This window comes from Bradyrhizobium sp. BR14999 (genome assembly GCF_056106085.1).
In genome coordinates, this window is the sequence record NZ_CM148536.1 from 283,749 (window position 1) to 310,501 (window position 26,753).

The window sequence follows — 26,753 nt, forward strand, 5'->3', positions numbered from 1 at the left end:
AGATGCAGTTATCAAAAAACGACAGTCGCTCTGGTCAAACCATCGTCGCGAGGCAGCGAAGCAACCCAGGGGGCCGGGCAGGTTCTGGATCGCTTCGCGCTTCAGCCCTTGCATTTGCGCGTGGGCCAAAACTCGCCTCGCAACGGACGCGTAAACTCTAGAAGGACAGCGACGACACGACCCGCACCTTCTGGCCGGGATCGAGCTTCTGGACACCGAGGGCGACGATCTTGGCACCCTCCTCGACACCACCAGTGATGATGACGTCGTTGCTGTCGTAGGACTTCACCGCGACCGGCTTGAGCGTGACCGCGCCGTTGTCGTCGACGACGAAGAAGGACGGCTTGCCGCCTTCGTTGAACAGCGCCGACAGCGGCAGCCGTGCGACGCGCTCGGTGGCGGCATCCGACAGCGTCAGCGTCGCAGTCATGCCGAGCGCGACCTTGTCGTCGGCCTCGGGCAGCGAGAATTTTGCAAGGTAGGTCCGCGTGGCGGGGTCGGCGGCCGGCGCGATCTCGCGCAGTTTCGCCGTATATTTCTTGTCCGGCTCCGACCAAAGGGTGACGCTGGCGACGCCCGACCGGGCGCGTCCAACCAGAGTCTCAGGGATTGCGACGACCGCTTCCTTTTCGGCAAAGCGCGCGACGCGGATCGAAGCCTGGCCTGCGGCGACCACTTGGCCAGGCTCGATCAGCGTTGCGGTGACGACGCCGCGGGCGTCGGCAACCAGCGTCGCGTAGGAAAGGGAATTCTTGGTCAGCTCGACCGAGCGGATTGCGCGGTCGAGGCGCGCACGGGCCTCGTCGGCGGCGGCGCGGCTTGAATCCATCGCTGCGTCGGTGGTCCAGCCCTTGGCCTTGAGGTCCTTCGCACGCTGCTCGGCGGCGGCGGCCTGGGCCAGCACGCCGGTGGCAGCGGTCTGCTCGGCGAAGGCCTGCTCGGCCTGGAGCTTCAGGTCGACCTCGTCGAGCGTGGCGAGCGCCTGGCCGACCTCAACGGTCTGCCCGACTTCCACGAGACGTTTTGCGACCTTGCCGGCGACACGGAAGCCGAGGTCACTCTCGATCCGGGGTCTGATGGTGCCGACGAAGCTGCGCTCCGGGGTCTCGGCGTCGTAATGGGCGGTGGCGACCAGAACCGGACGCGGCGGTTCGGCGTTTTGCACCACGGTATCGTTGCACGCGGCCAGGGTAGCTGCCATCAGGGCCAGCGACACGCCCGCCAAGAGCCTGGAATAAGTGGACAAAACGGGCATCTCCCCTGCTAATCGATATCAGCTTGCTGGATTGCGCGCCGTGACGATCCACGCCGCGCTCTCGATCATCAGCGACCGCTCACCGGGACGGCCCGCGAAGGCGGCACGAACCGCGGCCGAGGCGCGAGCGCGGATGTCGTCGGGCTGATCAGCGAGCACGCGCGACAGCGGGCCGACCTCGAACGTCATCTTCACCGCGTCGTCGATCGCCGCATCCCGCGTCGCGCCCTCGCCAAACGGGACAAGAACATCGAAGGGCGCGATAGCGATGTCGGTGAAGCCGGCCGCCATCAGGATCCGATCCACGCGCCCCGGGTCGCCGAACGAGAATGGACCGGGCGCTTCGGGATCGGGCGGCGCCGTCGGCGGGACGATCCCCCTGATCGCGCCCATCGGCAGGCGCATCCAATCGTTCTCGGCTACGCCGCGCCAGCAGACGAACGCGACCCGCCCGCCCGGCTTGAGCGCGCGACGCATATGGGCGAACGCCCCCGTCGGATCGCCGAAGAACATCACCCCGAAACGCGAGAACAGGATGTCGAACGCCCCCTCAGGCAACTCGGCGCTGCTGGCGTCGGCCACTCGGAACAGGGCCGGCGTATTCTGTGGCGCGAGCGCGCGCGCTCGGGCGATCAGCGGTTCGGATATGTCCACGCCCAGCACTTGGCCTCCCGCGCCGACGCGGTCGGCCAGAGTCAGAGTCGACGCGCCCGCGCCGCAGCCGACGTCCAGCACACGCTCGCCCACCGCGGGCGCGGCGGCTTCGATCGCGGCCTGGCCGAACACCGCCAGCCTGGCGTCGAGCTGGGCCTGGTGGGCGATCCAGCGCTCCCCGCTTTGGCCATTCCAGTCGGCGACGCGATCGGCATTGTGCTGTGCCATGACATATCCTCGTTCTAATTCGTTCTTGGCTAAGCTGTCCGATGCCAAAGCGCGCATCGTCTCCAGCGAGTGGCAAGGGCGAACAGGATGAAGCGATCCATTCTTCGCCGATCCTGGCTCTGTGAGCGTCGTGATGTTGAGCTGGATCATGTTCGCGGCATCGGCGAAGAGCGTCAGCGTGTCGGCTCAAAAGGCGCCATTTCCGGAGTCAGGCCGTGCAAAAGCCGGAGACGGCGACCTTCTGGAACAGGTGCGGGCTGGCTACGACCGATGAAGGATAGGCCGAAAGCTTCGCGACGAACTCGGGCTGGGTGAAGGCGGTGCGGACCGTCTCGGTGGATTCCCACACCACATAGTTCAGGTAAGTCGGGCTATCGCCGATCGCTCGATGCAGTTGCATAGAGATGAAGCCTGGTTGCTTCGTTATGATTTCGGCAGCCGCCTTGAAAGCGTCCAGGAAGCCCGCTTCGTCGGCGGGATCGACCATGAAGAGGTTGATGAGCACGACAGGCGCGGCCGCGATACCGAGTTGGCGGTCAAACGGAAATTTCTCGTCCAGGGGCTTGAATGGTTTGATGGCGGCCATGGTGGCGCTCCCGTTGATTGTGCGATTGAAACCGGCGAGATCGATGCTGCTTGCTCTCAAACCACCATCGACTGCTGGGCGAAGATACCCGCCATCGCGCCCTGCGATGATGCCTGCGTCACCGAGGGCAAAAAGGGCGTGGTGAGGTCGCCGGCGGCGTAGATGCCGGGCATGCTGGTTTGGCGGCGCTCGTCGACCTTGAGGATGATGCCGAGGGGCGTATCGACCGTGGCGAGGCCCAGCGATTCATGCAGGCTGGCGGACGGCTTGTTGCGCGGATGTGCGAACAGGATGTCGACCGCGACATCGGGGCCGGTATCGGGCTTGACGGTGGCGTTATGGGCCCCGCGTCGGGCGATCCCGGTAATCCGGCCATCGACGACGGGTATGTTGCGTCGCGCCAGATCAGCCCGGACATCGGGCGGAATGTCATGACCATTGGCGAACAGCGTCAACCTGTCGGTCCAATCGTGGAACAGCCTGACCTGATTGTGCGACTGCGGGCCGGACCAGATGAGGCCCCAATGCTGGCCGGCGACTTCAAAGCCGTCGCAATAGGGGCAGGGCACGATGGACGTGCCCCAGCCTTCGGCGTAGCCCGGAACATCAGGCATCTGGTCGGCGACGCCGTAGCTCAGGATCAGACGACGCGCCCGAAGGCTTTCGCCATCGGACGTGAGGACGTTGAAATCGTCGATGGCGCCCGAGACGCTTTCGGCCCGGCTACTTACCAGCTTGATCGCGGGATAACGCGCCAACTGCCGCCGCGCCTCGGCCAGGATGTCCAGCGGCGATTTGTGATCGTGGCCGAGCAGTCCATGCGAGTGGCCGGCGAAGCGGTTGCGCGGCAGGCCGGTATCGAGAACGGTGACCTTGCGGCGGGCACGGCCGAGCTGCAGGGCGCCAGCGAGACCGGCAAAGCTGCCGCCAATGATGATGACGTCTTCCATGGTGGGCTCCGTGTTGGGGATGGGGGAGGACGCGTTGGGCTTGGCGGTGGCCTGAGCGCGCGCGAGGCCGATGGTCGAAAGCGCAGCCAACTTCAGTAGGGCTCGTCGTTGCATGGAAGTCACCGTGGGCTTGCACATTTCAGATACTATGTGGTATCGTAATGCCAGAATTAGAATACTGTCAAGTACTGGAATTGTCGTGACCGAAAAAATCCAGGGCCGGCGCGGCCGGCCCGCCAACGAGGCGCTTGGCCAAACGATCGTCGACGCCGCGCGCGAACTCTTTGTGGAGTTGGGTTTTCAAGCGACGACATTGGACAAGCTCGCCCAGCGGGCGAAGATATCCAAGCTCAGCATCTACAGGCACTTCGAGAACAAGGAGGCGCTGTTCGGCGCGGCCATGGCGGCCGGCTGCCATCAGTTGTTTGCACCACAAGCCCTTCTTGAAGGCGTCGACGGTTCAGCCGAAGATCAGCTCACGGCGGTGGCATCATTACTGCTTCGCACGCCGTTGAGATCAGACGTCCGCAGTGTCGAAGCCATGGTCATGGCCGACAAGACGAATCAAAAGTCGTTAAGCAAGCTCCATTTCGAAGCCGGCCCCGCCCATGTCATCGCCGAAATCGAGGCCCTGTTACGTCAGTTGCACGCGAAGGCACTTTTGAACGTGCCCGATCCTCTCCGGTCCGCCCGCTTGTTTGCCGCGCTTTTCAAAGGATCCGATCTCCTGATGATCGCACGCTTTGATCAGGCGAGAGCAGAGGACGACAACGAAATCAAATTCTATTGCCAGTCGGCCGTCGCCATGTTCATCGCCGCGCATGGCGGCAACGACTATGCGGGCGGATATTTGCCTGCGCCAAGGTCAAAAGACAAAATTTGAATCGTGCGTGACCGATGTGGTCAAAAACCGCGACCGGTTTGAAATTCATGGAGGCTGAAGCGCTTTCGATTGGCAACAAGATCGCGGAAAAATACGCTCGTTGAACTATCGGTTGCGATATCAGTCCGCACGATGATCCCCGTGATGGCGCGGAAATAGTCCTGGATCGCGGGCGTGCTCTTCAAGGCGCCGCCCGCGAAATCCGTCTCGATCGCGCCGGGCGCGACGAGGATCTCGTGCCGGTCAGGGAGCCTCGATTGACCGCAGCTGGAAGGTCGGCGTCTGGCCCTTCTTGGAAGGATCCATGAGATAGCCAATCTGGCCTTCCGCTACCCAAAGCTTGTCGCCGACGCGCGCGACGCCTGTTGGTCCAGCGAATTCCTTGATCGTTTCGATTTGGGCCCGATCCCCGACGATCGTGACCTTAGAAAGCGGACCGGTGCCTTCAACCATCACGAATCCGGTCTTGTCTGCCCTAAGACCGTCCGGGAACTTGATCGGGCGCGACGTCTCAAGCTTCGTGACTGCACCAGCGACTCCCGATTTGGATTCGATGCGGAAGAGTTCGCCGCTTTGGAAGGTGTTGACGTACAAAGCGCCATCCGGCCCGAACGCAATCCCATCAAGCCCCCCCTTCAGCTTTGCGTCCTGGACCCAGACGTCGAGCTCGGAAGACCCTTTCTTCAGGCGAAGGATCTGCGGCTGCAGAGTATTCGTGACGTAGAGCGCTCCGTCCGGCCCAATCGCGAGATCGTTGCAGAGCGAAGGTTTCGCGGGCAATTGCACGCTGATTTTTCCCTCCCCGGTTTTGAGGTCAAACCCCTTAACGAACGAGCCTTCGATCGTGTTTGGACCTTTGACGCCGAGTGGGGTGGCATCGTTCGAACATACCCAAAGAAGCCCTGACGTCTCGTCGGCGAGAACGCCGAACGTCGATCGCGTATCGAATGTCCCCGGCTTGATCCAGGCTTCGGCCTCGGAGGCGCCCGGCTTGACGCGCGCGATTCCGCCGTTCGTCAAGCTGCTGGCAAAGAGCGTTCCATCCGTTGTCGCTGCCAGACTTTCCGGGAACGGCGATCCCGATAGGATCACGGTCTGCGATCGGGCCTCACTCGCAGCCGAGGCCGCGACTAGGCCTACCACCGCTGCGATGACCAGGTGGGACAGGTTTTGAAATAGGTCTGATTTGTTAGCGCACATGCGTTCCTCCAAGCTGATTATGTGGTCGACGTCACTTCTGAGGGATGTTGAGTCACTCAACCCAAGATTTTCGGCTTGCGTGAGGGAAGACGGTGGTGCTCGGGCAAGCACCGGCAAGTGGGCGATAGAGCTCAACCCATCAAGCGAAATTGACGCTTCTGTTGAGAGGCAATTCGCGTACTCGCTTCCCGGTGAGAGCAAAGATCGCATTGGCGAGAGCCGGTGCCGCCGGCGGTACCGGAGGTTCACCAATTCCTCGCACGTCCCCACCAAGCTCCAACCCCTTGACGATGATTTCCGGCGCCTGATGGAATCTCATGCCTTCGAACAGGTGAAAGTTCGTCTGGACCGGCGCAAAGTTTTCGTAGGTCAGCTCGCAGTTCATGGCATGGCCCAAAGCCCAGATGATGCCACCCCGCACCTGCGCTTCGAAATTGACGGGGTCCAGAATGCGCCCCACATCGCAAACGGCATAAACCTTGTCGATCTTGATGCCTTGAGGCGCGTAGCTCACCTCGACGACTTGAGCCATTGGCACGCCGAAGGACAAAGTCAGCGCCACGCCGCGGGCTCGTCGATCGTCGATTCGCGAGCCTTTCCAGGCGGAAATATCACGCAAGGTATGCAGCACCTTCTTGGACGGCTCATGATTGCAGAGACGAATAAGCTCTGCCATCGGATCCGCGCCCGCGGCATGGATCAGTTCGTCCAGGAAGGAGGCATGGTGAAAGCCATTGGCGGACGCTCCAACCGATCGCCACGGGCTGACTGGCACCATTTCCTTCGCCTTGTAACCCGTCACACGAAAGTTCGGTATTGCGAAAGGTTGGTCCCAAATACCGTTGACGCTTGAAACATCGGGGCCGGGGGGAACGGGCGCCTGCAACCGATTGAACCAGGACGCTCCCATCGATTGTCCCGCCACATCGATGCTCATGCTCTCGACCATGCCATCGCGAACCGTTCCCTTGGCCCGCGAGAGTTGGATCGGACGCGGATAGTCGTGCCCCATGTTCTCTTCACGGCTCCAGGTCATCTTGACCGGGACGCCTTCCATGGCCATTGCGAGTTCGATCGCCTGCAACGCGTAGGTATCGTCGAGCCTTGCCCCGAAGCTGCCGCCCATCAGCTGAGCGTGCACATAGATCTTCTCTTCCGGCAGTCGCGTCAGCTTTGCCGCATGCCCACGGAGGAAGACCGGGATCTGCGTTCCCGTCCAGATGTCGAGCCGTTCCTTCGTGTAGAGTACGACCGCATTCATGGGCTCGAGCGGCGCGTGGGCCAGATATGGGGTCCGATACTCCGCCTCAATCGGCTTGGACGAGCCGGCGAAAGCCTTCTCGACATCACCGTCATTGCGAAGCCGGCTGTCCTGCTGGTCCTTGGAGAATGAATTCTCCAGCACCTTCCACATTCCCGCCGAGTCGGCTGGATAAGGAGGATCATTCCATTCGATCTTGATGGCGGCTGCGGCCTGAAAGGCTCTCCAGGTGTTATCGGCAATGACACCCACACCGTCTTTGATCGGGACGATCTTTTTGACGCCTCTCATCTTCTCTGCGCTGGAGGCATCATATCGTTTGATCGTGCCTCCCATGCCGGGATTGGCGCGGACGGTGGCGTACACGACCCGGTCCGGACGAATATCGATCCCGTATTGTTGCGTACCGGTAGACTTGGGGACGATATCGATCCGGCGCATCTTCTTGCCGATGTAGCGCCACTCCTGTTCCGGCCGGAGCGTGACATCAATCACGGGTGCAAGTTGCGCTGCCTCAACGGCCAGCTCCGCGTAAGTGAGGGACTTGCCATCGGGCAAGATGACCTGACCGTCCCTGGTTTTCAATTGCGATCGGGACACGCCCGACCTTCTGGCCGCCGCCTCCTTCAAAGTCTCGCGCGCGACCGCGCCCGCCATGCGGAGTTTTTGATAGCCGTCGGGTACGGTGGAGGAGCCTCCTGTGATCTGCATGCCGAGAATGCGGCTCAACACTTCGCCACCTCCCCGCGCCCCACGCGCCATCATGCCATCGTCGATCGTGGAGAAGGGCAGACTGTCGTCCATCACCCGGCTGTTGAAGTAGGCCGGACTTGGTGGACCAGGATCGATGCGAACCTTGTGCGGATCCACGTCAAGCTCTTCGGCGATCAGATGAGCCTGGATGGAATACGCGCCTTGGCCCTTGTCGGCGCGCGGAGTGATGAGCGTAACGCCCTCGGCGTCGACGCGGACGTAAGGCGTGATCGCGGCTTCCCCCGCCTTGAGGTCCTTGAGCAGGGGATTGGGAGGATCCTGGCGCAATCGGTAATAGCCGAAGGCGACGCCACCGGCGATCGCAGCGGAGCCGATCAGGAACGTGCGTCTTGCAATCGTCTTGAGCCGCGCCACGCTATTTCCCCTTCATCATCTGGGCTGCCGTTTTGACGGCGCTGTGGATGCGCGTGTAAGTCCCGCATCGGCAAAGATTTCCGTCCATGGCGTCGGAGATTTCGGCGTCCGAGGGATCGGGGGTTTTGGACAGCAGGGCCGCTGCGGTCATCATTTGGCCGGACTGACAATAGCCGCACTGCGCTACCTGGTGCTCGATCCAGGCCTGCTGAACGACGTGCAGGTTCGCGGGAGTTCCTAGACCCTCGATCGTCGTGATGCTGCCGCGGACCTCGCCAGCGTTGATCGAGCAGGAGCGAACGGCGGTACCGTCGATATGAACGGTGCACGCACCGCAAAGGCCCGCACCGCAACCGTACTTCGGTCCCGAGATACCAAGCTCGTCCCGCAGCACCCAAAGGAGCGGCATTTCCGGTTCGACATCCAGATCGTAGCGCTTACTGTTGACGGTCAACTGCATTGCGAAGCTCCTGTAGTTGCGAACAACGACACCTGCCCGCCTGTCGAAGCGGAAGGCCCCGCAGGCGGCAGCTGCGGAATAGTCAGAGCCAGCGGCGAACCTCGGCCTTGTAGCGGCGGTAGTCGTCTCCGAACTTCGCTTCGAGATAGCGCTCCTCGCGGGCGATCACCTGCGTCTGGATCGCGATCAGCACCAACGGGAGCAAGGCGAAGGCGATCGGCCCGTCGAAGCCGATCGCAAGGCCGGCATAGTTAAGCGCCATTCCGAGATACATGGGATTGCGGGTCCACCGATAAGGGCCGGTCGTTGCGATGAGGGTCGTTGGCTGCGACGGCGGAACGTTGGTGCCAAGCCGCCGGAACAGCCCAGCCGCCGCAAGCATCATCGCCGCGCCGGCCACGAACAGCAGCGTGCCGGTCGCGAACAGCAACCGCCCGTCGATGCCGAAAGAGCGCAGAGTGACGAACCGCTCCGCCGCCAGCCCCAACAGTAGCGCTCCCAGATAGATGAAGGGCGGAGGGAAGCGCACACCCGCGCTGTCCGATTCGACCGCCATGCTCATCTCCAATCTGCGCTCTCAAACCACCATCGACTGCTGGGCGAAGATACCCGCCATCGCGCCGTGCGCTGATGCCAGGGTGACCGAAGGCGGCGTGATGGGGTTGGCGAGGTCGCCGGCGGCGTAGATGCCGGGCATGCTGGTTTGGCGGCGCTCGTCGACCTTGAGGATGATGCCGAGGGGCGTATCGACCGTGGCGAGGCCCAGCGATTCATGCAGGCTGGCGGACGGCTTGTTGCGCGGATGTGCGAACAGGATGTCGACCGCGACATCGGGGCCGGTATCGAGCTTGACGGTGGCGCTATGGGCCCCGCGTCGGGCGATCCCGGTAATCCGGCCATCGACGACGGGTATGTTGCGTCGCGCCAGATCGGCCCGGACATCGGGCGGAATGTCATGACCATTGGCGAACAGCGTCAACCTGTCGGTCCAATCGTGGAACAGCCTAACCTGATTGTGCGACTGCGGGCCGGACCAGATGAGGCCCCAATGCTGGCCGGCGACTTCAAAGCCGTCGCAATAGGGGCAGGGCACGATGGACGTGCCCCAGCCTTCGGCAAAACCCGGAACATCAGGCATCTGGTCCACGATGCCATAGCTCAGGATCAGGCGGCGCGCCCCAAAGCTTTCGCCATCGCCAGTGAGGACGGAGAATTTGTCGATGTTGCCGGAGATGCTGTCGGCCCGGGCATTGACCAGCCTGACCGTGGGATAACGCGCCAGTTGCCGCCGCGCCTCGGCCAGGATGTCCAGCGGCGGCTTGTGATCGTGGCCGAGCAGGCCATGCGAGTGGCCGGCGAAGCGGTTGCGCGGCAGGCCGGTATCGAGAACGGTGACCTTGCGGCGGGCACGGCCGAGCTGCAGGGCGCCGGCGAGACCGGCAAAGCTGCCGCCGATGATGATGACGTCATCCATGGTGATGGGCTCCGTTGGAGGATAGGTTGCAACCTACCCGTCTTGCACATTTCAGATACTTCATGGTATCATAATGCAAGAATTGAGATACTGTCAAGTACTGGAATTGTCGTGACCGAAAAAATTCAGGGCCGGCGCGGCCGGCCCGCCAACGAGGCGCTTGGCCAAACGATCGTCGACGCCGCGCGCGAACTCTTTTTGGAATTGGGTTTTCAGGCGACGACCTTGGACAAGGTCGCCCAGCGAGCGAAGATATCCAAGCTCAGTATCTACCGGCATTTCGAGAACAAGGAGGCGCTGTTCGGCGCGGCCATGGCGGCCGGCTGCCAACAGTTGTTTGCCCCACAGGCCCTGCCTGAAGGAGTCGACAGTTCGGCCGAAGATCAGCTCATGGCGGTGGGATCATTACTGCTTCGCACGCTGTTGAGACCGGACGTCCGCAGTGTCGAAGCCATGGTCATGGCCGACAAGACGAGTCAAAACGCGCTGAGCAAGCTTCATTTCGAAGGCGGCCCCGCCCATGTCATCGCCCAAATCGAGGCCCTGTTGCGTCAGATGCACGCGAAGGGTCTTCTGAACGTCCCCGATCCTCTCCGGTCCGCCCGCTTGTTCGCCGCGCTTTTCAAAGGATCCGATCTCCTGATGATCGCACGCTTCGATCAGGCGAGAGCAGAGGACGACAACGAAATCGAATCCTATTGCCGCTCGGCCGTCGCCATGTTCATCGCCGCGCACCGTGGCAACGACCACGCGGGCCGAAATTTGCCTGCCTCGAGGTCAAAAAAACAAAATTTGAATCGTGCGAGACCGATGTTGTCAAAATAACCGAGACCGGTTTGGGACGTCAGCATCATTCCTTTGACAAACTCCCTCGGCGAGCGCCGCATATTGCGCCACAAGATCGATCGGCATTGACGGCCTCAATGGATCGATCATCGGGATGTAGAGATACTTGGCATCTTCGAAGAAGCGCTCGGGAGGCTGAGGCATCCAGGTACTTGTCTTCCGCTGGCCGAAAATCGGCTCACCGCGCGCATCTCGACGGGTTGACTGGCCACCTCGAGAAGGGAGATTCCCGGGCGGCTCCATCTGCCGACAGGACATGAAACCTTGCATCTCCGGCTTCAGGTCGAGGTCGAAGTAGCGCTCACTCGCAGGCACGGACTCCGCAACGATCGTAAGATCATCGAAGCCCAGCTTGCGACCCTGAAGATGAAGGCGCCTTCGGGACCTCAGTGGACTCACGAAACATTAACGTCGCAGCTTCCGAAGTCTATGCTCACGGTGCTGTCTGCGAGTCGCCATCTATCGATTCGGCGAGATAGCGGCGCCTGAGCGCTTTGGCTTGTTGCTTCAAACTGCTCGCGTGCCATTTGACGGCCGATCAGGCGAGCGAGCGTCCTGAGGAGCTTATCTTCGCGGATGGAAACAACACGGGCTTCAGTGTCCGAGATCTCCTCGTCCCTTTCCCCCATGACCCAATGAAAATCCAAGGACCGCCAAGACAATCGGTGCTCGGTCAGCAAGCGCTATGTTTTCTGATCAAACGGCCAAGCTGACCGCCGCTGGAGAACGGACATTCGCAAGTGACGACACGACGTGTGGTTGCGGGGTGATTTGAACCTATAAGCTAAGTCATTGATGTTATTGGGGCCGATTTCGGGCACAAAAAATTACCCCAGCAAGTCATTCAGATTGCTGGGGTTCTCAACTAAGTTGGTTGCGGGGATAGGATTTGAACCTATGACCTTCAGGTTATGAGCCTGACGAGCTACCGGGCTGCTCCACCCCGCGTTAAACACTTGCTTTGCCTTCGCCAAAATGCCGGGGACAGTGAGGTAAGGCCGACGCTGTTGGCTTGCTCCGTCCGTCCCAAAGGCTTCCTTGGAAGGCAACCCCGGGCAACGCCCATCGGGTGCGGGGCGTATGTATCAAGGCGGGCTGCCTTTGGAAAGGGCTGCGGGAACGTTTTTTTCGACTTTATGACAGCGGATGGACCGATTTTGGGTCCGTTTGGCATGCACTTGCCAGGAGTTCCGCAAAGGGCCAGCTTGGCCGCAACAAAATCAGGGCCGGACGCCCATTTTAGGGAGGAACGCCATGGACCGTACTTTGGACCCTACCTTGGACCCTGCCTTGGACCAGTCCCTGACAGGCACCCCGCTGCGGGCGCTGCAGGATGCCTTCCATGCCATGGTCGCGCGGTCGCGGGCCGAGCCGGCGCCTGACCTGGCCGAGCGGCTCGACCGGCTGGCGCGGCTGCGCGCGGTGGTCGCGGACAATGAGGAGCGCTTCCGGCAGGCGATCTCGGCCGATTTCGGCCACCGCTCGGCGGTCGAGACCACGATTGCCGAGACCATGCTGGTGTTCTCCGAGATCCGGCATGCCACAAAACACCTGAAGAGCTGGATGACATCACAGCGGGTCGCGACCGCGCTGCAATTCCTGCCCGCGCGCAACCGGCTGATGCCGCAGCCGCTCGGCGTGGTCGGCATCATCGCGCCCTGGAATTATCCGCTGCAGCTCACGCTCGCGCCCGCGATCGGCGCCATCGCCGCCGGCAACCGTGTCATCATCAAGCCGAGCGAGCTCGTGCCGCACTTCTCGGCGCTGCTGAAGGAAACGGTCGGGCGGAGGTTCGATGCCACCGAAGTGCTCGTCACCGGCATCGAGGACGAGATCGCAAAGGGCTTTGCGCACCTGCCGTTCGATCATCTCGTCTTCACCGGCTCGACGCGGGTTGGGCGGCTGGTCGCGGAGGCCGCGGGACGCAATCTGACGCCTATTACGCTCGAGCTCGGCGGCAAGTCGCCGGCGATCATCGACGCCTCGGCCGATCTCAATGAGGCGGCCGAGCGCATCGCCTATGGAAAGCTGCTCAATGCTGGGCAGACCTGCATCGCGCCGGACTATGTGCTGGTGCCGGAGAATTCGGTGCAATCCTTTGCCGAAAAAGTGCGCGCGCAGATGCGGCGCATGTTCGGCACCGATCCCGCCAACAAGGACTACACCTCCGTCATCTCCGACCGACACTATGCGCGGCTCGAAGGCCTCGTCGCGGATGCGGCCCAGCGCGGCGCCAAGCTCCTGCAACCGGCAAGGCCTGACGATCCCAACTGGAAGGCCCACCGCAAATTCCCGCCGACGCTGATCCTCAGTGCGACCGAAGCGATGGCGGTGATGCAGGAGGAGATCTTTGGGCCCGTGCTGCCGGTGCTGGGCTATCGCGATCCGGACGACGCCATCGCCTTCGTCAACGCCCGCGACCGGCCGCTGGCGCTGTACTGGTTCGGCAAGGACAGCAACGCGCGCGACGAGGTGCTGTCACGCACCATCTCCGGCGGCGTCACAATCAACGACTGCCTGTTCCACTTCACGCAAATCAACCAGCCGATGGGCGGCGTCGGCGCATCCGGCACCGGCGCCTATCACGGCGAGTGGGGCTTTCGCACCTTCAGCAAGCTGAAGCCGGTGTTCTATCGCTCCAAGTTCAACCGCCTCGCCGACCTCTATCCGCCCTATGGCGGCAAGATCGCGCGGCTGGAGAAGTTGATGCGCTTCATGTCGTAGGGGCTGCAAGCACCGTCATTGCGCGCCGTCGACGCCTCGATCATGCCGACGCTGATCGGCGGCAACACCAACGCGCCGACCATCGTGATCGCGGAGAAGGCGACGGAGATGCGGTAGCTCTTCTCCCTCTCCCCGTTCTTACGGGGAGAGGGTTGGGGTGAGGGGCCTCTATCCGCGAACTCGGTGAGAGACGGACTCGCGGAGGCTCCCCCTCACCCGGAATTTGCTGCGCAAATTCCGGCCTCTCCCCGCACGCGGGGAGAGGCGAAGACGCGCTCAATTCAGCAAGAACCCGCCGTCCACGGTGACCACACTGCCCGTCATGTAGCGCGAGGCGTTCGACGCCAGCAGCAGGATCGCGCCGTCGAGATCGGATTCGGCGCCGACGCGGCGCTGCGGGATGCGTTTGGCCAGGCGCTCGCCTGCCGGCGTCGACCAGAAGGCGTGGTTCATCTCGGTGTCGATATAGCCGGGCGCGAGCGCGTTGATGCGGATGTTCTGCCCCGCGAGCTCCAGCGCCATCGCCCTGGTCGCCTGGATGATGCCGGCCTTGGAGATCGCGTAGGGCGACACTGCCTTAAGCACGCCGGTGCCGAGCACGGAGGCGATGTTGACGATATTGCCCGACTGCTTGCGCGCGATCATGCGCCGCGCCACTTCCGTCGCGAGGAAATAGGCGCCCTTCAGATTGGCGCCGATCACGGCATCCCAATCGGCCTCGGTCTGCTCGGTCGCGAGTTTCTCGATGGCGATGCCGGCATTGTTGATCAGCACGGTGACGGGCCCGAGCGCGGCTTCCACCGCATCGACCGCCCTGGCGATCGACGCGGTGTCGGTGACGTCGAGCGCGACGGCGGCGGCGCGGCCGCCCTTGCCGCGGATTTCTTCTTCCAGGCTTTTCAGCTTGTCGGTCTGCCGCGCCGCGAGCGCGACGGATGCGCCATGGGCCGCCAGCACCCGGGCAAATTGCCGCCCCAGCCCCTGGCTCGCGCCGGTTACGAGGATGGTTTCTTTACTGACGTCGAACAGGTCTGACATGACGATTTCCTTGGGCGTGATCGCTGAGCTTTTGCAGCCATCAATACAGACGATTTTAGCGATCTGAAACCGGAATGATCGGTTCGGCGTTCATTCGTTCCAGCGCGGCAACGTTCCCCGAGGTGAGCTCGCAGCATGAACAGTTTCGATCTTGTGGTCTATGCGGCACTCGCCATCGCGGTCGGCCTCGGATTCAGGACCGGGCTGCTGCGCAGCGCCATGACCATCCTCGCCTATCTCCTCGCCGCGCCGATGGCGGTGGCGTTGATGCCGCTGATCGCGCCGCAGATCGCAGCCAATCCGAATTCGCCGCTGCTCCAGAACTGGATCTGGTTCTTCGCCATCTTCGTGGTGGTCGGCATGCTGCTCGGGCATATCGGCCGTGTCGCGCTGAACGACACCATCGGCGAGGCCGGCATCGGCGACCGGCTCGGCGGCGCTGCGCTCGGCGCCATCAGGGTCGGCCTCGTCGCCATCACGCTGGTAGCGGTGTTCGACCAGATCGTGCCGGCCAACCGCGAGCCGCCGTTCCTCGCCGGCTCGCATCTGCGGCCGTTGTTCTCGACGGTGGGGCGGATGGGATTCAAATCGCTGCCGCCGGAAGCGGCTGCCGCGATCGACCGGCTCAAGCAGGAGCGGCGCATCTAGGGCGCATTTGCATCGCCGCAGCGCGCGCCATGCATTTTGAAGCGAGCCCGTCCCTTATCAGCGACATCGATGTTGGCTAGAGTGGCCGCATCCAAAACCTGCCTGACATTACGGGAGTGAAACAGTGGATCTTGGGATCAAAGGTCGCCGCGCCATCGTCTGCGCATCCAGCAAGGGCCTCGGGCGCGCCTGCGCCATCTCGCTGGCGGAGGCCGGCGTTCACGTCACGCTGACTGCGCGCGGTGCCGAAGCTCTGAAGAAGACCGCCGACGATATCCGCAAGGCCTATCCTGACGTGACCGTCACCGAGATCGTCGGCGACATTACGACGCCGGCGGGCCGCGAGGCCGTGCTGAAGGCCTGCCCCGAGCCTGATATCCTGATCAACAATGCCGGCGGCCCGCCGCCCGGCGATTTCCGCAACTGGACCCGTGACGATTGGATCAAGGCGATCGACGCCAATATGCTGACGCCGATCGAGCTGATCAAGGCGACGGTGGACGGCATGATGGCGCGCAAGTTCGGCCGCATCGTCAACATCACCTCGGCCGCGGTGAAGGCGCCGATCGACATCCTCGGCCTCTCCAACGGTGCACGCGCCGGCCTCACCGGCTTCATCGCCGGCCTGTCGCGCAAGACCGTGATCAACAACGTCACCATCAACGGCCTGTTGCCTGGCCCGTTCGAAACCGATCGTCTTACCGGCACCGCCAAGGCCGAGGCCGACAAGCGCGGCGTCACGCCGGAGCAGATCCTTGCCGACCGTGCCAAGCTCAACCCTGCGGGCCGCTTCGGCCAGCCCGACGAGTTCGGCTATGCCTGCGCCTTCCTCTGCGGCGCCAAGGCAGGCTTCATCACCGGGCAGAACATCTTGCTCGATGGCGGCGCGTTCCCGGGAACGCTGTAGTCGCGATTGCAGGTGTACTCCCTCGCCCCGTTCTTACGGGGAGAGGGTTGGGGTGAGGGGCTCTCTCCGCCAAGCACGGTGAGAGTTGGACTCGCGGAGACTCCCCCTCACCCGGATTGCATCTTCAGTGCAATCCGGCCTCTCCCCGCAAGCGGGGAGAGGCGAAGAGACCCGCAAGCTGGCTAGTGAAGCAAACTCACCGCTGCTTCGTCGCTTCGTCCTCGTCGCGCTCGCTGGGATCGGAGGAATCGGCGGTGAGACGCTCATTGGCCCAGTCGATACCGAATTCGTCGAGTCCGGCAGCGAGCAGATCGCCCAGCATGGGCTCGCCGAGCAGATAGTGCACCGTTTCACGGCGCGGGCTGCCATACGCGCCCCGCGCCTCCACGGCGCGCGCGCGCAAATCGTCCCAATCATCGATGGTGCCGTCGCCGCGACCGAGCCAGGTCAGCGCGACGAGATCGATCTGCTCGTCCTCGTTCAAGACGATCATGAAGCTGCCGAGCTCGTGGCCGACCGGATCGGATCCGTTGTCCTCGAGGACGCCGATCGAGTCGTCATCGCTCGGGTTCGAGCCGGAATCCGGATCGGAAGCCGCCTCCTTGACGTCGAATTCGCGCGCCTTCTCGATGATGAAGGCGACCTTGTCCGCGGAAATCGCAAGCTCTGGCATGGCTCCTCTCCGGCTTCTTTCCGGTTCCTCGCGATAACGCCACATCACCTCAGATGATCCATTGCGCTTGATGGCGGAAAGTGCGCATGTTCCAACGCAAGAGCAAGAACACGGGGATGCGCCGGATGCAGTGGAAGGTCGGCAAGGTCAGGATCACGAAATTCGTCGAAATGGAGACGGTGGGCTCGACCCGCTTCATCCTGCCGGCAGCGACCAACGACGAAATCCGCAAACTGCCCTGGCTGATCCCGCAGTTCGCCACCGAAGAAGGCCGGCTGAAGATGTCGATCCACTCGCTTGTGGTGGAGACGCCTTCGCGCCGGATCGTGGTCGACACCGGCCTTGGCAACGACAAGCAGGGCCGCGGCGTCCCGACCTGGAACAACCGCAGCACGCCGTTTCTGGAGACCATGACCGCGGCGGGTTTTCCGCCTGACAGCATTGACACCGTGCTGTGCACGCATCTTCACGTCGACCATGTCGGCTGGAACACGAGGCTGGTCGACGGCCGATGGGTGCCGACCTTTCCGAAGGCGCGCTACGTCTTCGGCAGGACCGAATATGAGTACTGGCGCGATTACACGGCCGAGCCGGATAAGGTTGCGGTGTTCAACGATTCCGTGAAGCCGGTCGTCGATGCTGACCAGGCCGAGCTGATCCCGAGCGACCACCGGCTCTGCGAGGAAATCAAGCTGATCCCAACCCCGGGCCACAGTCCCGGGCACATGAGCGTCCTGATCGAGTCCGGTGGCGAGCAGGGGCTTCTGACCGGCGACGTTGCCCATCATCCCTGCCAGATGGCGCATCTCGACTGGTGCTCGGTCGTCGATTCCGATCCCGCTCAATCGGCGGCGACCCGGCACGAGATGTTCTCGCGTTTTGCCGACACGCCGACGCTGGTGATCGGCGGGCATTATTCGGCGGGGCATATCAAGCGGGCGGGAGACGCGTTCAGATTTGTGGCTTTAGGTTGATCTCCGTGTCCCGGACGCGGTGCAGCGTGCAACGCTGCCCCGCTGAGCCGGGACCCAGAATGTCGCGGTTTGGGTCCCGGCTCTGCGCCACACCGCTTCGCGCTGCGTCGCGTCCGGGACACGAAACTCCCACTGAATCCAGAGGGCTGCAATGCGCCGCGCCGTAGGCGGTTGAATTTCCCGCCGCCCTGTTCCATGAAGCTGTTCAACCGATCGGTCCATTCCCAGGGAGAAACGAGAATGAAGCTTGTTCGTTACGGCGAGAAGGGTGCGGAAAAGCCCGGCCTGATCGATAGATCCGGCCAGTTGCGCGACCTGTCGGCGCATGTGAAGGACCTGACCGGTGAGGCCTATTCGCCAGAGTCCCTGAAGAAACTGGCAGGCCTTGACCCCGCCTCGCTGCCCGCCGTGTCGGGCAAGCCGCGGTTCGGCGCACCGGTCACCGGCATTTCGAAATTCGTCGCCATCGGCCTCAATTACAGCGACCACGCCAAGGAGACCGGCGCTGCGATCCCGAGCGAGCCGATCATCTTCATGAAGGCGAACACCTCGCTGTCCGGCCCGAACGACGCGGTCGAGAAGCCGCGCGGCTCGACCAAGCTCGACTGGGAGGTCGAGATTGCCGCGATCATCGGCACCCGTGCCAAATATGTCTCGGAAGCCGACGCGCTGAACTACGTCGCCGGCTATTGCGTCTGCAACGACGTCTCCGAGCGCAACTTCCAGACCGAGCGCCTGGGCCAGTGGACTAAGGGCAAGTCGCACGACACGTTCGGCCCGCTCGGGCCGTGGCTCGCCACCAAGGACGAGATCAAGGACGTGCAGGACCTGTCGATGTGGCTCGACGTCAACGGCCAGCGCCGCCAGACCGGCTCGACCAAGACCATGATCTTCTCCATGGCGAAATGCGTCTCCTACGTCTCGCAGTTCATGACGCTCCTGCCCGGCGACATCATCACCACCGGCACCCCGCCCGGCGTCGGTCTCGGCATGAAGCCGCCCACCTTCCTCAATGTCGGCGACGTCGTCACGCTCGGCATCGAAGGTCTCGGCGAGCAGCGCCAGGAGATCATCGCGGCGTAAGCTGCGACGACAGCTGTTGCCACACCGTCATTGCGAGGAGCGAAGCGACGAAGCAATCCAGACTATTTCCCCGGAGACAGCCTGGATTGCTTCGCTCGCAATGACGAAAACAACTGCCGGATATTCGTCAAGGTACTCCCATGAAACTCACCTTCTCCCCCGCCTCGCCCTTCGCCCGCAAGGTGCGCATCGCCGCGATCGAGCTCGGGCTGATCGACAAGATCGAGCTCGTGCCCGCAACCGTCGCGCCGGGCACGGCCAACGAGGACTATTCACGCATCACGCCGCTGAAGAAGCTGCCGGTGCTGATCACCAATGACGGCGACGTGATTTTGGACTCCTACGTCATCGTCGAATATCTCAATGAGATTGCCGGTGGCAGCCTGATCCCCGGCTACGGTCCGCGGCGCTGGAAGGCCAAGACCAACCACTCGCTGATCAACGGCATGCTCGATTCCATGCTGCTGTGCCGCTACGAGAAAATGGTGCGGCCGCAGGGCCTGCAATGGCAGGCCTGGTCGGACGACCATTGGAACAGGGCTTGGACCGGCATGGCGCGCTTCGAGAACATGCCGGAGGTGCTGAACGGCCCGTTGGACATCTCGCAGATCGGCCTCGTTTGCGTGCTCGGCTATGCCGACTTCCGCTTCGCCGATTGCGGCTGGCGCAAGGCTTATCCGAAGCTCGACGCCTTCCATCAGAAGATGCTGGAGCGGCCCTCCGTGAAGATCTCGGTGCCGCCTCCAGCGTAAATCGCAGGAGCTCTCATGAGCCTCAAATACTCGGTCAGCGATCTCACCATCCATCGCGTCATCGAGCAGGAAGCCCCCTTCTTCTCGGCGCTGGAGTTCATTCCGGGACTGACAGCGGAGGTGCTGGCCGAGAACCGGGCCTGGATGCGGCAGGCCAAGGCACTGGACGAGCAGGACACGCTGATCCTGTGCTTCCAGTCCTACGTGGTGAAGACGCCGCATCACACCATCCTGATCGACAGCTGCATCGGCAACGACAAGCCGCGGCCGCAGCGACCGAAATGGCACTTGAAGACCGACGACACTTATTTGCGCGGCCTCCACGCCGCCGGGGTTTCGGTCAATGACATCGACTTCGTGATGTGCACGCATCTGCATGCCGATCACGTCGGCTGGAACACCCGGCTCGAGAACGGCCGCTGGGTGCCGACCTTCCCCAAGGCGCGCTATGTCTTCGCCAAGCGGGAGTTCGACTACTGGACCGAGAACAATGCGAAGGCGGAGGTCCCGCCCTTTGCCGACAGCGTGTTGCCGGTGGTGGAGGCGGGGCGTCACGAACTCGTCAGCGGCGACCATCAGATCGGCGATCACATCCGCATCCTGCCGACGCCCGGCCACACGCCGGGCCATGTCGCCTTCACCATCGGACGCGGCAAGGACGATGCGGTGTTCTCCGGCGATCTCATTCACTCGCCGCTGCAGGCGCTCTATCCGGAGCTGTCGATGAAGTTCGACGTCGATCAGGCCACAGCGGCGAAAACGCGCCGCAGCTTCCTGGAGCGCTATTGCGACACCGACACGCTGTGCTGCACCGCGCATTTCCCCTCGCCGTCGGTCGGGAAGATCAAGCGCAAGGGCAGCGGATTCGTCTGCGCGGCGGTTTGATCTAGGACGGCTCGCGCTGCGAACTCCATCCTCCCCTGGAGGGGGAGGATCGGTTCGCATGGAGCGAAGCGGAATGCGAACCGAGGTGGGGTGACGGTCTATCCTCGTTGAACACTGCCCGTGGGGAGAGATCACCCCACCCCGCTCGCGCTGCGCGCGATCGACCCTCCCCCTCCAGGGGAGGGTAAGAGCTCCCGCCCTCACGGAGGAAACGATGATAACGCTCCCCGACATCCCCCTTCCCGCCAGCATCCGCACGCGTTACGTCGACGGCATCAACGGCTTGCGCGTGCATGTGCTGGAAGCCGGCTTCGAGACCAAGGGCCGCCCCAGCATCCTCCTGCTGCACGGCTTTCCCGAGCTGGCCTTCTCGTGGCGCAAGGTGATGCCGGCGCTCGCCGCCGCCGGCTATCACGTGATCGCGCCGGACCAGCGCGGCTATGGGCGCACGACGGGATGGAGCGCCGAGTACGACGACGATCTCGCGCCCTTCTCGCTCTTCAACCTGGTGCGTGATGCGCTCGCCTTGGTGTCGGCTTTCGGCTACCGGCAGGTTGATGTGGTCGGACATGATTTCGGCAGCCCGGTGGCGGCCTGGTGCGCGCTGATCCGGCCCGACGTGTTTCGCTCAGTGACGATGATGAGCGCGCCGTTCGGCGGACCGCCGCCGCTGCCCTTCAACACAGCCGACACGCCGGCAAAGCCTGCGGCCGAAGACGCAGTGCATCGCGAGCTTGCCGCGCTGCCGCGCCCGCGAAAACACTATCAATGGTACTATTCGACACGCGCGGCCAACGGCGACATGCACCGCGCGCCCCAGGGCGTGCACGATTTCCTACGCGCCTACTATCATCACAAGAGCGCGGACTGGACCGGCAACAAGCCGCACCCGCTGGAATCGTGGTCGGCGAACGAACTGGCGAAGCTGCCGACCTATTACGTGATGGACCTGAATGAGACCATGCCGGAGACGGTCGCGAAAGAGATGCCGTCGCCGGCCGCGATCGCCGCCAATCAATGGCTGCCCGACCGCGAGCTCGCCTATTACGCCGCCGAATATGGCCGCACCGGATTCCAGGGTGGGCTGCAATGGTATCGCTGCGGCACGTCGGGCGCTTTCAATCACGAACTGCAACTGTTCTCTGGCCGCAGCATCGACGTGCCCTCCTGCTTCATCTCCGGCAAGCAGGACTGGGGCACCTATCAGCGCCCCGGCGTGTTCGAGGCGAAGCAGGCGCGCGCGTGCACAAAGATGCTCGGCTGCCATCTCGTCGATGGCGCCGGCCATTGGGTGCAGCAGGAGCAGCCGGCCGAAGTCAGCCGGTTGCTGCTGGATTTCCTCGCGAAGGCCGGCACCGGCTGATTTGACCGGGGAACCGCGGCGTCCTATATAGTTTAGAATAGTTCTAAACTCGTGACAGGGCCGTCGTGAAGAATTTTGCCGATCTGACCGAGCGCGAGGTGCTTGCGGTCGCGATCTCCTCCGAGGAGGAGGACAGTCGCATTTACATGACCTTCGCCGAGGACCTGAAGGAGCGCTATCCGGATTCGGCAAAGCTGTTCGAGCAGATGGCTGAGGAGGAGCGCGGCCATCGGCACATGCTACTGGAAATGTACGAGCAGCGTTTCGGCCAGCACCTGCCGCCGATCCGCCGCGAGGACGTCAAGGGCTTTTTGCGCCGCCGCCCGATCTGGCTGACCAAGAACCTGGCGCTCGATACGATCCGCAGAGAAGTCGAGACCATGGAGCTCGAGGCCGAGCGCTTCTATGCGAAGGCCGCCGAGCAGGCCGAGGACGTCAACGTCCGCCGGCTGCTCGGCGACCTCGCCGAGGCCGAGAAGAGCCACGAGAACACTGCCGCCAGACTGACGGGCGAGATCCTCAAGCCCGACGTGCGCGCCGAGGAAGACCGGACGCGGCGACGGATGTTCGTGCTGCAATATGTTCAGCCGGGCCTCGCCGGGTTGATGGACGGATCGGTCTCGACGCTGGCGCCGCTGTTTGCGGCGGCCTTCGCCACGCACCAGAACTGGCAGACATTTCTGGTGGGCCTTGCCGCATCGATCGGCGCCGGCATCAGCATGGGCTTTGCGGAAGCGCTCTCCGACGACGGTTCGCTGACCGGGCGCGGCTCGCCCTGGCTGCGCGGCCTCACCTGCGGCGCAATGACGACGCTCGGCGGACTCGGCCACACCGCGCCCTATCTCGTGCCGGACAGCTGGGCCAACGCATTCTGGATCGCAACCGCAATCGCCTGCGTCGTCGTGTTCTTCGAATTGTGGGCGATCGCCTTCATCCGCGCGCGCTACATGGACACACCGTTCCTCCAGGCCGTATTCCAAATCGTGCTCGGCGGCGCCATCGTGCTGGCGGTGGGGATTGTGATCGGGGCGGCGTAGTAGCTTCACCCTCCGTTGTCATCGCCCGCGAAAGCGGGCGATGACAGTACGCCGCGCCAGATATGGTGAGAGCGAGCTCTCCAACGAAGGCCTCTGGAATACTGGATCGCCCGGTCAAGTGTTCAGCCCGGGGACATGACCGACGGGTGTTCGGGGACATAGCCGACACGTCATAGTGCACGGATTTGGCAGTGTGGGAGGCCAAGTCCATGCCCTGGCGAGAGGTGTCGGTGATGGATCAGCGGCGAGAGTTCGTTCGGCTTGCGATGCAGGAGGGAGCGAACCGACGAGAACTCTGTCGGCGGTTCAATATCCATCCCGATACGGGCTACAAATGGCTTGCACGATGGCAGGCCGACCAGGACATCGAGGACCGCTCGCGGCGACCGCATGCGAGCCCGGGACAGACCGATTGCGAGCTCGAGGCGCGCATTACCGCGGTACGCGATGCTCATCCGGCCTGGGGAGCTCGCAAGATAGCTCGTTGTCTCGAGCGCGATGGCTTTCGCGCGCCAGCCGTCTCAACAGTCCATCAGATCTTGCGTCGGTCCGGCCGCATCAAGCCTCCGGCCGGCGGCGCGGTGGCCAGCCAGCGTTTCGAGATGCCGGCCCCCAATCTGTTGTGGCAGATGGACTTCAAAGGCTGGGTTCGGCTCGGCAATGATGCCCAATGCCATCCTCTGACGGTCGTGGACGACCACTCGCGCTATGATCTGTGCCTGCAGGCCTGTGCTGATCAACGCACAGATACCGTGCGCAGCCGCCTGGAGAAGACCTTTCGCCTTTACGGCCTCCCGGAGGCCTTCTTCGTCGACAATGGTTCGCCTTGGGGCGATCCTTCGGGCGAACGATGGACGCGGTTCTCGGTATGGCTGCTCAAGCTCGGCATCGCGGTCATCCACAGCCGCCCATATCACCCGCAAAGCCGTGGCAAGAATGAGCGGTTCCACCGCACGCTCGCGGCTGAGGTGTTCGCGCTGCGGCACTTCCGCGATCTCGCAGAGACACAGCGCGCCTTCGACGCCTGGCGGGAAGTCTACAACTTCGAGCGACCGCACGAAGCGCTCGGACAACAGGTCCCGGCCAGTCGATATCGGCCGAGCCAGCGAGCCATGCCCGATCGATTGCCGGAGGTCGAATACGACAGCCACGAGATCGTACGCCGCGTCTCCACGACCAAGGCCTATGTCAGCTTCAAGGGATGTCTTTGGAAGGTCCCCCAGGCCTTCTGCGGCGAGCGCCTTGCCATCCGCCCCTCGGCAAACGCTGCGCAATACGGGGTCTTCTTCGCCGCCCACCAAGTCGCTATCATCGACTTGGCGAGCGGAAAAAGTGTCGGCTATGTCCCCGAACACCCGTCGGTCATGTCCCCGGGCTGAACATCAAGCCGGGCGATGACAGCGAGTTCTTGAACTCCGTCCGCTCCGTCCCGCCCGAATATCAATCGCGATCAAACAGCCGTTGCGGCATTCGGCCAAACTGCGCATCATCGTCCGACAATAAGAACAGGAGAGGTGCCGTGGCCAAATCGGAATGGAGTTTCAAGAGTGCGGTCGAGCTGTCGGCCGCATTGACCGCGAAGAAAGTCTCGGCGGTCGAGCTCACCCAGGACGCGATCGACCGCATCCAACGTCACGACGGCAAGATCAACGCGATCTGCGTCCGCGATTTCGATCGTGCGCTCGGCGCCGCGCGCGAGGCGGACGGGGCGCTGGCGCGCGGCGAAAGCAAAGCGCTGCTCGGCCTCCCCGTCACCGTGAAGGAGTCCTTCAACGTCGCCGGCCTGCCCACGACCTGGGGCTGGACACCGCAGAAGGATTTCAAGCCGGCGGAGGACGCACTGTCGATCACCCGGGTGAAGAACGCCGGCGGCATCATCCTCGGCAAGACCAACGTTCCCGTCGGCTTGGGCGATTGGCAGAGCTACAACGAGATCTACGGCACCACGAACAATCCGTTCGATCTCGACCGCACGCCCGGCGGCTCATCGGGCGGCTCGTCCGCAGCGCTCGCGGCCGGCTACGGACCGCTCTCGCTCGGCTCCGACATCGGCGGCTCGCTGCGGGTGCCCGCCTTCCACTGCGGTGTCTATGCGCACAAGCCGAGCTACAATCTCTGCCCGACGCGCGGCCATACGCCGCCGCCATTTCCGGCCATCCCGATGGAGCGCGACATGGCGGTGATCGGTCCGATGGCGCGGAGTGCAGCCGATCTGCCCTTGCTCCTGGAGGTGATGGCAGCCCCCGATCCGCTGGACCTCGGCATCGGATACAAGCTCGCGCTGCCGGAGGCGCGACACCACGTGCTGAAGGATTTCCGTGTGCTGGTGATCGACAGCCACCCGTTGCTGCCAGCGAATGCCGACATTCGCGGCGCGATCGAGAAGCTGGCGGGCCGATTGGCGAGCATGGGCGCGCGCGTCGCACGCGAGAGCCCGCTGTTTCCGGATTTCACGGAAGCCTCGCGCCTCTACATGCGCATGCTGATGAGCTTTCTCGGCGCGTTCTTTCCGCCGGACATTCTCGCCGGCGCGCGTGCGGGGGCGGCGCAACTCTCACCTGAGGACAAGAGCCTTACGGCAGAGCGGCTGCGCGGCATGACGTACACGCATCAGGCCTGGGTGTTCGACGAGGGCGCCCGCGCCGGGCTGCGCGCGCAATGGCGGCAATTGTTCAGGACATTCGATGCGGTGATCTGCCCGATCATGCCGACACCGGCCTATCCGCATGATCATTCGCCGCAGCAGGAGACGCGCCGGATCAACATCGACGGCAAGGACTATGTCTATCCGGATCAGCTTGCCTGGCCCGGCATCGCCACGCTGACGGGCCTGCCGGCAACGGCCATTCCGCTCGGTCTGTCGAAGGACGGCCTGCCGGTCGGCGTGCAGATCATCGGGCCGTTCCTCGAGGACCGGACGCCGCTGAAGCTCGCCGAACTGATCGAGCGCGAGTTCGGCGGGTTCGTGCCGCCGAAGATGTTTGACGACTAGTCCTCCCCGTCATTGCGAGCCAAAGGGTCCGCGCGAAGCGCGGCCCGATGACAGGCTCCGCGAAGCAATCCAGGCTGTCACTGCGGAACGATTCTGGATTGCTTCGTCGCAAGGGCTCCTCGCAATGACGGGGTAAAAACAACGTCGAGATTTTGCGCTACGCACATCCCCGAGAGGGAGAAAATAGAATGAGCAACGACCTCGAACAGCTCACCGCGCTCAACCGCGACTATGTCGCCTCCGTGCAGAACTGCGACGTCAAGCGCTTTGACGAGATCCTGGCGCCGGAGTTCTACTGCTCCAATCCCGACAAGACGCTGGTCGATCGCACAGCCTTCCTGGAGCAGACGGCGCGGCCGATCGCGATCCGCAATTTGCATGCGCATGACGTCATCATCCGCATCATGGGCGACTTCGCCATCATCCACGCCGCGACCAGCTACACCACGGCGGATGGCCAGCGGGCGAGTGGGCGATATACCGATTGCTGGGCGAAGACGAACGGGACATGGCTCGCCGTATCCGCGCACGTTTCGCGGTGAGTTGAGGTAACTATCTTTACACTCCGCTGTCATGCCCCGGCTTGCCGCCTTCGCTAAAGCTTCGGCGGCCGAGCACCCTTGTGGCCCCGGCGTAGCCTTGGCGGAGCCGGGACCGGGGCATCCAGTACTCCGCGGCCGCAGTTCGTTCACACAACTTCTGCCGCGGCGTACTGGATCGCCCGGCTTGATGTTCAGCCCGGGGACATGACC

Annotated in this window: 26 protein-coding genes, 1 tRNA gene and 1 pseudogene; 15 read left to right on the top strand and 13 right to left on the bottom strand. The window is 63.2% G+C overall.

The features are described from left to right. Positions 1-157 precede the first annotated feature (157 nt). The 4 genes from ACR9YP_RS01315 to ACR9YP_RS01330 form a co-directional block, all read right to left on the bottom strand. On the bottom strand, positions 158-1,255 hold the full coding sequence (locus tag ACR9YP_RS01315) for an efflux RND transporter periplasmic adaptor subunit (protein ID WP_474218833.1): 1,098 nt from the start codon (positions 1,253-1,255) through the stop codon (positions 158-160). 18 nt (positions 1,256-1,273) lie between these two features. Further along, a complete protein-coding gene (locus ACR9YP_RS01320) occupies positions 1,274-2,137 on the bottom strand; it encodes a class I SAM-dependent methyltransferase (RefSeq protein WP_474220988.1) in 864 nt (287 codons plus the stop codon). Between the two features lie 208 nt (positions 2,138-2,345). Continuing rightward, positions 2,346-2,723, bottom strand: coding sequence for an antibiotic biosynthesis monooxygenase family protein (locus tag ACR9YP_RS01325; protein ID WP_474218834.1), 378 nt, complete (start codon positions 2,721-2,723; stop codon positions 2,346-2,348). A gap of 56 nt (positions 2,724-2,779) precedes the next feature. Continuing rightward, a complete protein-coding gene (locus ACR9YP_RS01330; protein WP_474220990.1) occupies positions 2,780-3,673 on the bottom strand; it encodes an NAD(P)/FAD-dependent oxidoreductase in 894 nt (297 codons plus the stop codon). A 199-nt stretch (positions 3,674-3,872) separates the two neighbouring features. Here ACR9YP_RS01330 and ACR9YP_RS01335 point away from each other — a divergent pair, with 199 nt between their 5' ends. Further along, positions 3,873-4,556, top strand: coding sequence for a TetR/AcrR family transcriptional regulator (locus tag ACR9YP_RS01335; protein ID WP_474218835.1), 684 nt, complete (start codon positions 3,873-3,875; stop codon positions 4,554-4,556). A 20-nt stretch (positions 4,557-4,576) separates the two neighbouring features. Here the strand turns inward: ACR9YP_RS01335 and ACR9YP_RS01340 are convergent, their stop codons facing one another. The 6 genes from ACR9YP_RS01340 to ACR9YP_RS01365 form a co-directional block, all read right to left on the bottom strand. Next, entirely contained in the window at positions 4,577-4,741 is a 165-nt protein-coding gene (locus ACR9YP_RS01340) for a hypothetical protein (RefSeq protein WP_474218836.1), read from the bottom strand. Positions 4,742-4,799: 58 nt separating this feature from the next. Continuing rightward, positions 4,800-5,756, bottom strand: coding sequence for a Vgb family protein (locus ACR9YP_RS01345; RefSeq protein WP_474218837.1), 957 nt, complete (start codon positions 5,754-5,756; stop codon positions 4,800-4,802). A gap of 139 nt (positions 5,757-5,895) precedes the next feature. Beyond that, positions 5,896-8,145 (bottom strand): xanthine dehydrogenase family protein molybdopterin-binding subunit, encoded by a 2,250-nt coding sequence (locus tag ACR9YP_RS01350; RefSeq protein WP_474218838.1) that lies wholly within the window; start codon positions 8,143-8,145, stop codon positions 5,896-5,898. Position 8,146: 1 nt separating this feature from the next. After that, a complete protein-coding gene (locus ACR9YP_RS01355) occupies positions 8,147-8,605 on the bottom strand; it encodes a (2Fe-2S)-binding protein (RefSeq protein WP_474218839.1) in 459 nt (152 codons plus the stop codon). Positions 8,606-8,687: 82 nt separating this feature from the next. After that, the gene (locus ACR9YP_RS01360) at positions 8,688-9,161 is read right to left on the bottom strand and encodes a methyltransferase family protein (protein WP_474218840.1); all 474 of its coding nucleotides are present in this window, start codon (positions 9,159-9,161) and stop codon (positions 8,688-8,690) included. Between the two features lie 21 nt (positions 9,162-9,182). Beyond that, positions 9,183-10,079 (bottom strand): NAD(P)/FAD-dependent oxidoreductase, encoded by an 897-nt coding sequence (locus ACR9YP_RS01365; RefSeq protein WP_474218841.1) that lies wholly within the window; start codon positions 10,077-10,079, stop codon positions 9,183-9,185. Between the two features lie 111 nt (positions 10,080-10,190). On the opposite strand from ACR9YP_RS01365, the gene ACR9YP_RS01370 reads away from it, so the two are divergent. Continuing rightward, on the top strand, positions 10,191-10,904 hold the full coding sequence (locus tag ACR9YP_RS01370; RefSeq protein WP_474218842.1) for a TetR/AcrR family transcriptional regulator: 714 nt from the start codon (positions 10,191-10,193) through the stop codon (positions 10,902-10,904). A gap of 892 nt (positions 10,905-11,796) precedes the next feature. Here ACR9YP_RS01370 and ACR9YP_RS01375 read toward each other — a convergent pair. Next, a tRNA-Met gene (locus tag ACR9YP_RS01375) sits at positions 11,797-11,873 on the bottom strand. Positions 11,874-12,179: 306 nt separating this feature from the next. Between ACR9YP_RS01375 and ACR9YP_RS01380 the strand changes: the two genes are divergently transcribed. Together ACR9YP_RS01380 and ACR9YP_RS01385 are read left to right on the top strand one after the other, a co-directional pair. After that, positions 12,180-13,649 carry a coniferyl aldehyde dehydrogenase gene (locus ACR9YP_RS01380; protein WP_474218843.1) on the top strand — a complete coding sequence of 490 codons (1,470 nt, stop codon included), beginning with the start codon at positions 12,180-12,182 and terminating at the stop codon, positions 13,647-13,649. An 18-nt stretch (positions 13,650-13,667) separates the two neighbouring features. Then, positions 13,668-13,766 (top strand): annotated as a pseudogene (locus ACR9YP_RS01385) (hypothetical protein); the annotation flags it as partial. 159 nt (positions 13,767-13,925) lie between these two features. Here ACR9YP_RS01385 and ACR9YP_RS01390 read toward each other — a convergent pair. Next, a complete protein-coding gene (locus ACR9YP_RS01390) occupies positions 13,926-14,687 on the bottom strand; it encodes an SDR family oxidoreductase (RefSeq protein WP_438104500.1) in 762 nt (253 codons plus the stop codon). 135 nt (positions 14,688-14,822) lie between these two features. Between ACR9YP_RS01390 and ACR9YP_RS01395 the strand changes: the two genes are divergently transcribed. Both ACR9YP_RS01395 and ACR9YP_RS01400 read left to right on the top strand, forming a co-directional pair. Continuing rightward, complete coding sequence (locus ACR9YP_RS01395) at positions 14,823-15,335, top strand: CvpA family protein (protein WP_438104499.1); 513 nt, start codon at positions 14,823-14,825, stop codon at positions 15,333-15,335. 124 nt (positions 15,336-15,459) lie between these two features. Then, positions 15,460-16,242 carry an SDR family oxidoreductase gene (locus tag ACR9YP_RS01400; protein WP_438104497.1) on the top strand — a complete coding sequence of 261 codons (783 nt, stop codon included), beginning with the start codon at positions 15,460-15,462 and terminating at the stop codon, positions 16,240-16,242. Positions 16,243-16,438: 196 nt separating this feature from the next. On the opposite strand, the gene ACR9YP_RS01405 is transcribed toward ACR9YP_RS01400, so the two are convergent. After that, complete coding sequence (locus ACR9YP_RS01405) at positions 16,439-16,915, bottom strand: DUF3775 domain-containing protein (RefSeq protein ID WP_438104495.1); 477 nt, start codon at positions 16,913-16,915, stop codon at positions 16,439-16,441. A gap of 125 nt (positions 16,916-17,040) precedes the next feature. Between ACR9YP_RS01405 and ACR9YP_RS01410 the strand changes: the two genes are divergently transcribed. From ACR9YP_RS01410 to ACR9YP_RS01450, 9 genes are all read left to right on the top strand, one after another. Continuing rightward, complete coding sequence (locus ACR9YP_RS01410) at positions 17,041-17,889, top strand: MBL fold metallo-hydrolase (protein WP_438110516.1); 849 nt, start codon at positions 17,041-17,043, stop codon at positions 17,887-17,889. A 240-nt stretch (positions 17,890-18,129) separates the two neighbouring features. Continuing rightward, the gene (locus ACR9YP_RS01415; protein ID WP_474218844.1) at positions 18,130-18,972 is read left to right on the top strand and encodes a fumarylacetoacetate hydrolase family protein; all 843 of its coding nucleotides are present in this window, start codon (positions 18,130-18,132) and stop codon (positions 18,970-18,972) included. 140 nt (positions 18,973-19,112) lie between these two features. Continuing rightward, positions 19,113-19,724: a glutathione S-transferase family protein gene (locus ACR9YP_RS01420; RefSeq protein WP_438104492.1), complete on the top strand. Its 612-nt coding sequence runs from the start codon at positions 19,113-19,115 to the stop codon at positions 19,722-19,724. 15 nt (positions 19,725-19,739) lie between these two features. Further along, on the top strand, positions 19,740-20,609 hold the full coding sequence (locus tag ACR9YP_RS01425; protein WP_438104490.1) for an MBL fold metallo-hydrolase: 870 nt from the start codon (positions 19,740-19,742) through the stop codon (positions 20,607-20,609). Between the two features lie 214 nt (positions 20,610-20,823). After that, complete coding sequence (locus ACR9YP_RS01430; RefSeq protein ID WP_438104489.1) at positions 20,824-21,972, top strand: alpha/beta hydrolase; 1,149 nt, start codon at positions 20,824-20,826, stop codon at positions 21,970-21,972. 65 nt (positions 21,973-22,037) lie between these two features. Further along, positions 22,038-23,009 carry an iron exporter MbfA gene (gene mbfA / locus ACR9YP_RS01435; protein ID WP_370987889.1) on the top strand — a complete coding sequence of 324 codons (972 nt, stop codon included), beginning with the start codon at positions 22,038-22,040 and terminating at the stop codon, positions 23,007-23,009. 209 nt (positions 23,010-23,218) lie between these two features. After that, a complete protein-coding gene (locus tag ACR9YP_RS01440) occupies positions 23,219-24,388 on the top strand; it encodes an IS481 family transposase (protein ID WP_474217576.1) in 1,170 nt (389 codons plus the stop codon). A gap of 140 nt (positions 24,389-24,528) precedes the next feature. Beyond that, positions 24,529-26,001: an amidase gene (locus ACR9YP_RS01445; protein WP_474218845.1), complete on the top strand. Its 1,473-nt coding sequence runs from the start codon at positions 24,529-24,531 to the stop codon at positions 25,999-26,001. Positions 26,002-26,189: 188 nt separating this feature from the next. Then, positions 26,190-26,543 carry a nuclear transport factor 2 family protein gene (locus ACR9YP_RS01450; RefSeq protein ID WP_474218846.1) on the top strand — a complete coding sequence of 118 codons (354 nt, stop codon included), beginning with the start codon at positions 26,190-26,192 and terminating at the stop codon, positions 26,541-26,543. The last annotated feature ends 210 nt before the right edge of the window (positions 26,544-26,753 follow it).

Coding starts and splice junctions, on each gene's coding strand:
- ACR9YP_RS01440 (WP_474217576.1), top strand. CDS start 23,219: ATGCCCTGGCGAGAGGTGTCGGTGATGGATCAGCGGCGAGAGTTCGTT.
- ACR9YP_RS01420 (WP_438104492.1), top strand. CDS start 19,113: ATGAAACTCACCTTCTCCCCCGCCTCGCCCTTCGCCCGCAAGGTGCGC.
- ACR9YP_RS01380 (WP_474218843.1), top strand. CDS start 12,180: ATGGACCGTACTTTGGACCCTACCTTGGACCCTGCCTTGGACCAGTCC.
- ACR9YP_RS01320 (WP_474220988.1), bottom strand. CDS start 2,137: ATGGCACAGCACAATGCCGATCGCGTCGCCGACTGGAATGGCCAAAGC.
- ACR9YP_RS01355 (WP_474218839.1), bottom strand. CDS start 8,605: ATGCAGTTGACCGTCAACAGTAAGCGCTACGATCTGGATGTCGAACCG.
- ACR9YP_RS01365 (WP_474218841.1), bottom strand. CDS start 10,079: ATGGATGACGTCATCATCATCGGCGGCAGCTTTGCCGGTCTCGCCGGC.
- ACR9YP_RS01360 (WP_474218840.1), bottom strand. CDS start 9,161: ATGGCGGTCGAATCGGACAGCGCGGGTGTGCGCTTCCCTCCGCCCTTC.
- ACR9YP_RS01330 (WP_474220990.1), bottom strand. CDS start 3,673: ATGGAAGACGTCATCATCATTGGCGGCAGCTTTGCCGGTCTCGCTGGC.
- ACR9YP_RS01315 (WP_474218833.1), bottom strand. CDS start 1,255: ATGCCCGTTTTGTCCACTTATTCCAGGCTCTTGGCGGGCGTGTCGCTG.
- ACR9YP_RS01450 (WP_474218846.1), top strand. CDS start 26,190: ATGAGCAACGACCTCGAACAGCTCACCGCGCTCAACCGCGACTATGTC.
- ACR9YP_RS01390 (WP_438104500.1), bottom strand. CDS start 14,687: ATGTCAGACCTGTTCGACGTCAGTAAAGAAACCATCCTCGTAACCGGC.
- ACR9YP_RS01410 (WP_438110516.1), top strand. CDS start 17,041: ATGCAGTGGAAGGTCGGCAAGGTCAGGATCACGAAATTCGTCGAAATG.
- ACR9YP_RS01425 (WP_438104490.1), top strand. CDS start 19,740: ATGAGCCTCAAATACTCGGTCAGCGATCTCACCATCCATCGCGTCATC.
- ACR9YP_RS01415 (WP_474218844.1), top strand. CDS start 18,130: ATGAAGCTTGTTCGTTACGGCGAGAAGGGTGCGGAAAAGCCCGGCCTG.
- ACR9YP_RS01430 (WP_438104489.1), top strand. CDS start 20,824: ATGATAACGCTCCCCGACATCCCCCTTCCCGCCAGCATCCGCACGCGT.
- ACR9YP_RS01395 (WP_438104499.1), top strand. CDS start 14,823: ATGAACAGTTTCGATCTTGTGGTCTATGCGGCACTCGCCATCGCGGTC.
- ACR9YP_RS01345 (WP_474218837.1), bottom strand. CDS start 5,756: ATGTGCGCTAACAAATCAGACCTATTTCAAAACCTGTCCCACCTGGTC.
- ACR9YP_RS01405 (WP_438104495.1), bottom strand. CDS start 16,915: ATGCCAGAGCTTGCGATTTCCGCGGACAAGGTCGCCTTCATCATCGAG.
- ACR9YP_RS01325 (WP_474218834.1), bottom strand. CDS start 2,723: ATGGCCGCCATCAAACCATTCAAGCCCCTGGACGAGAAATTTCCGTTT.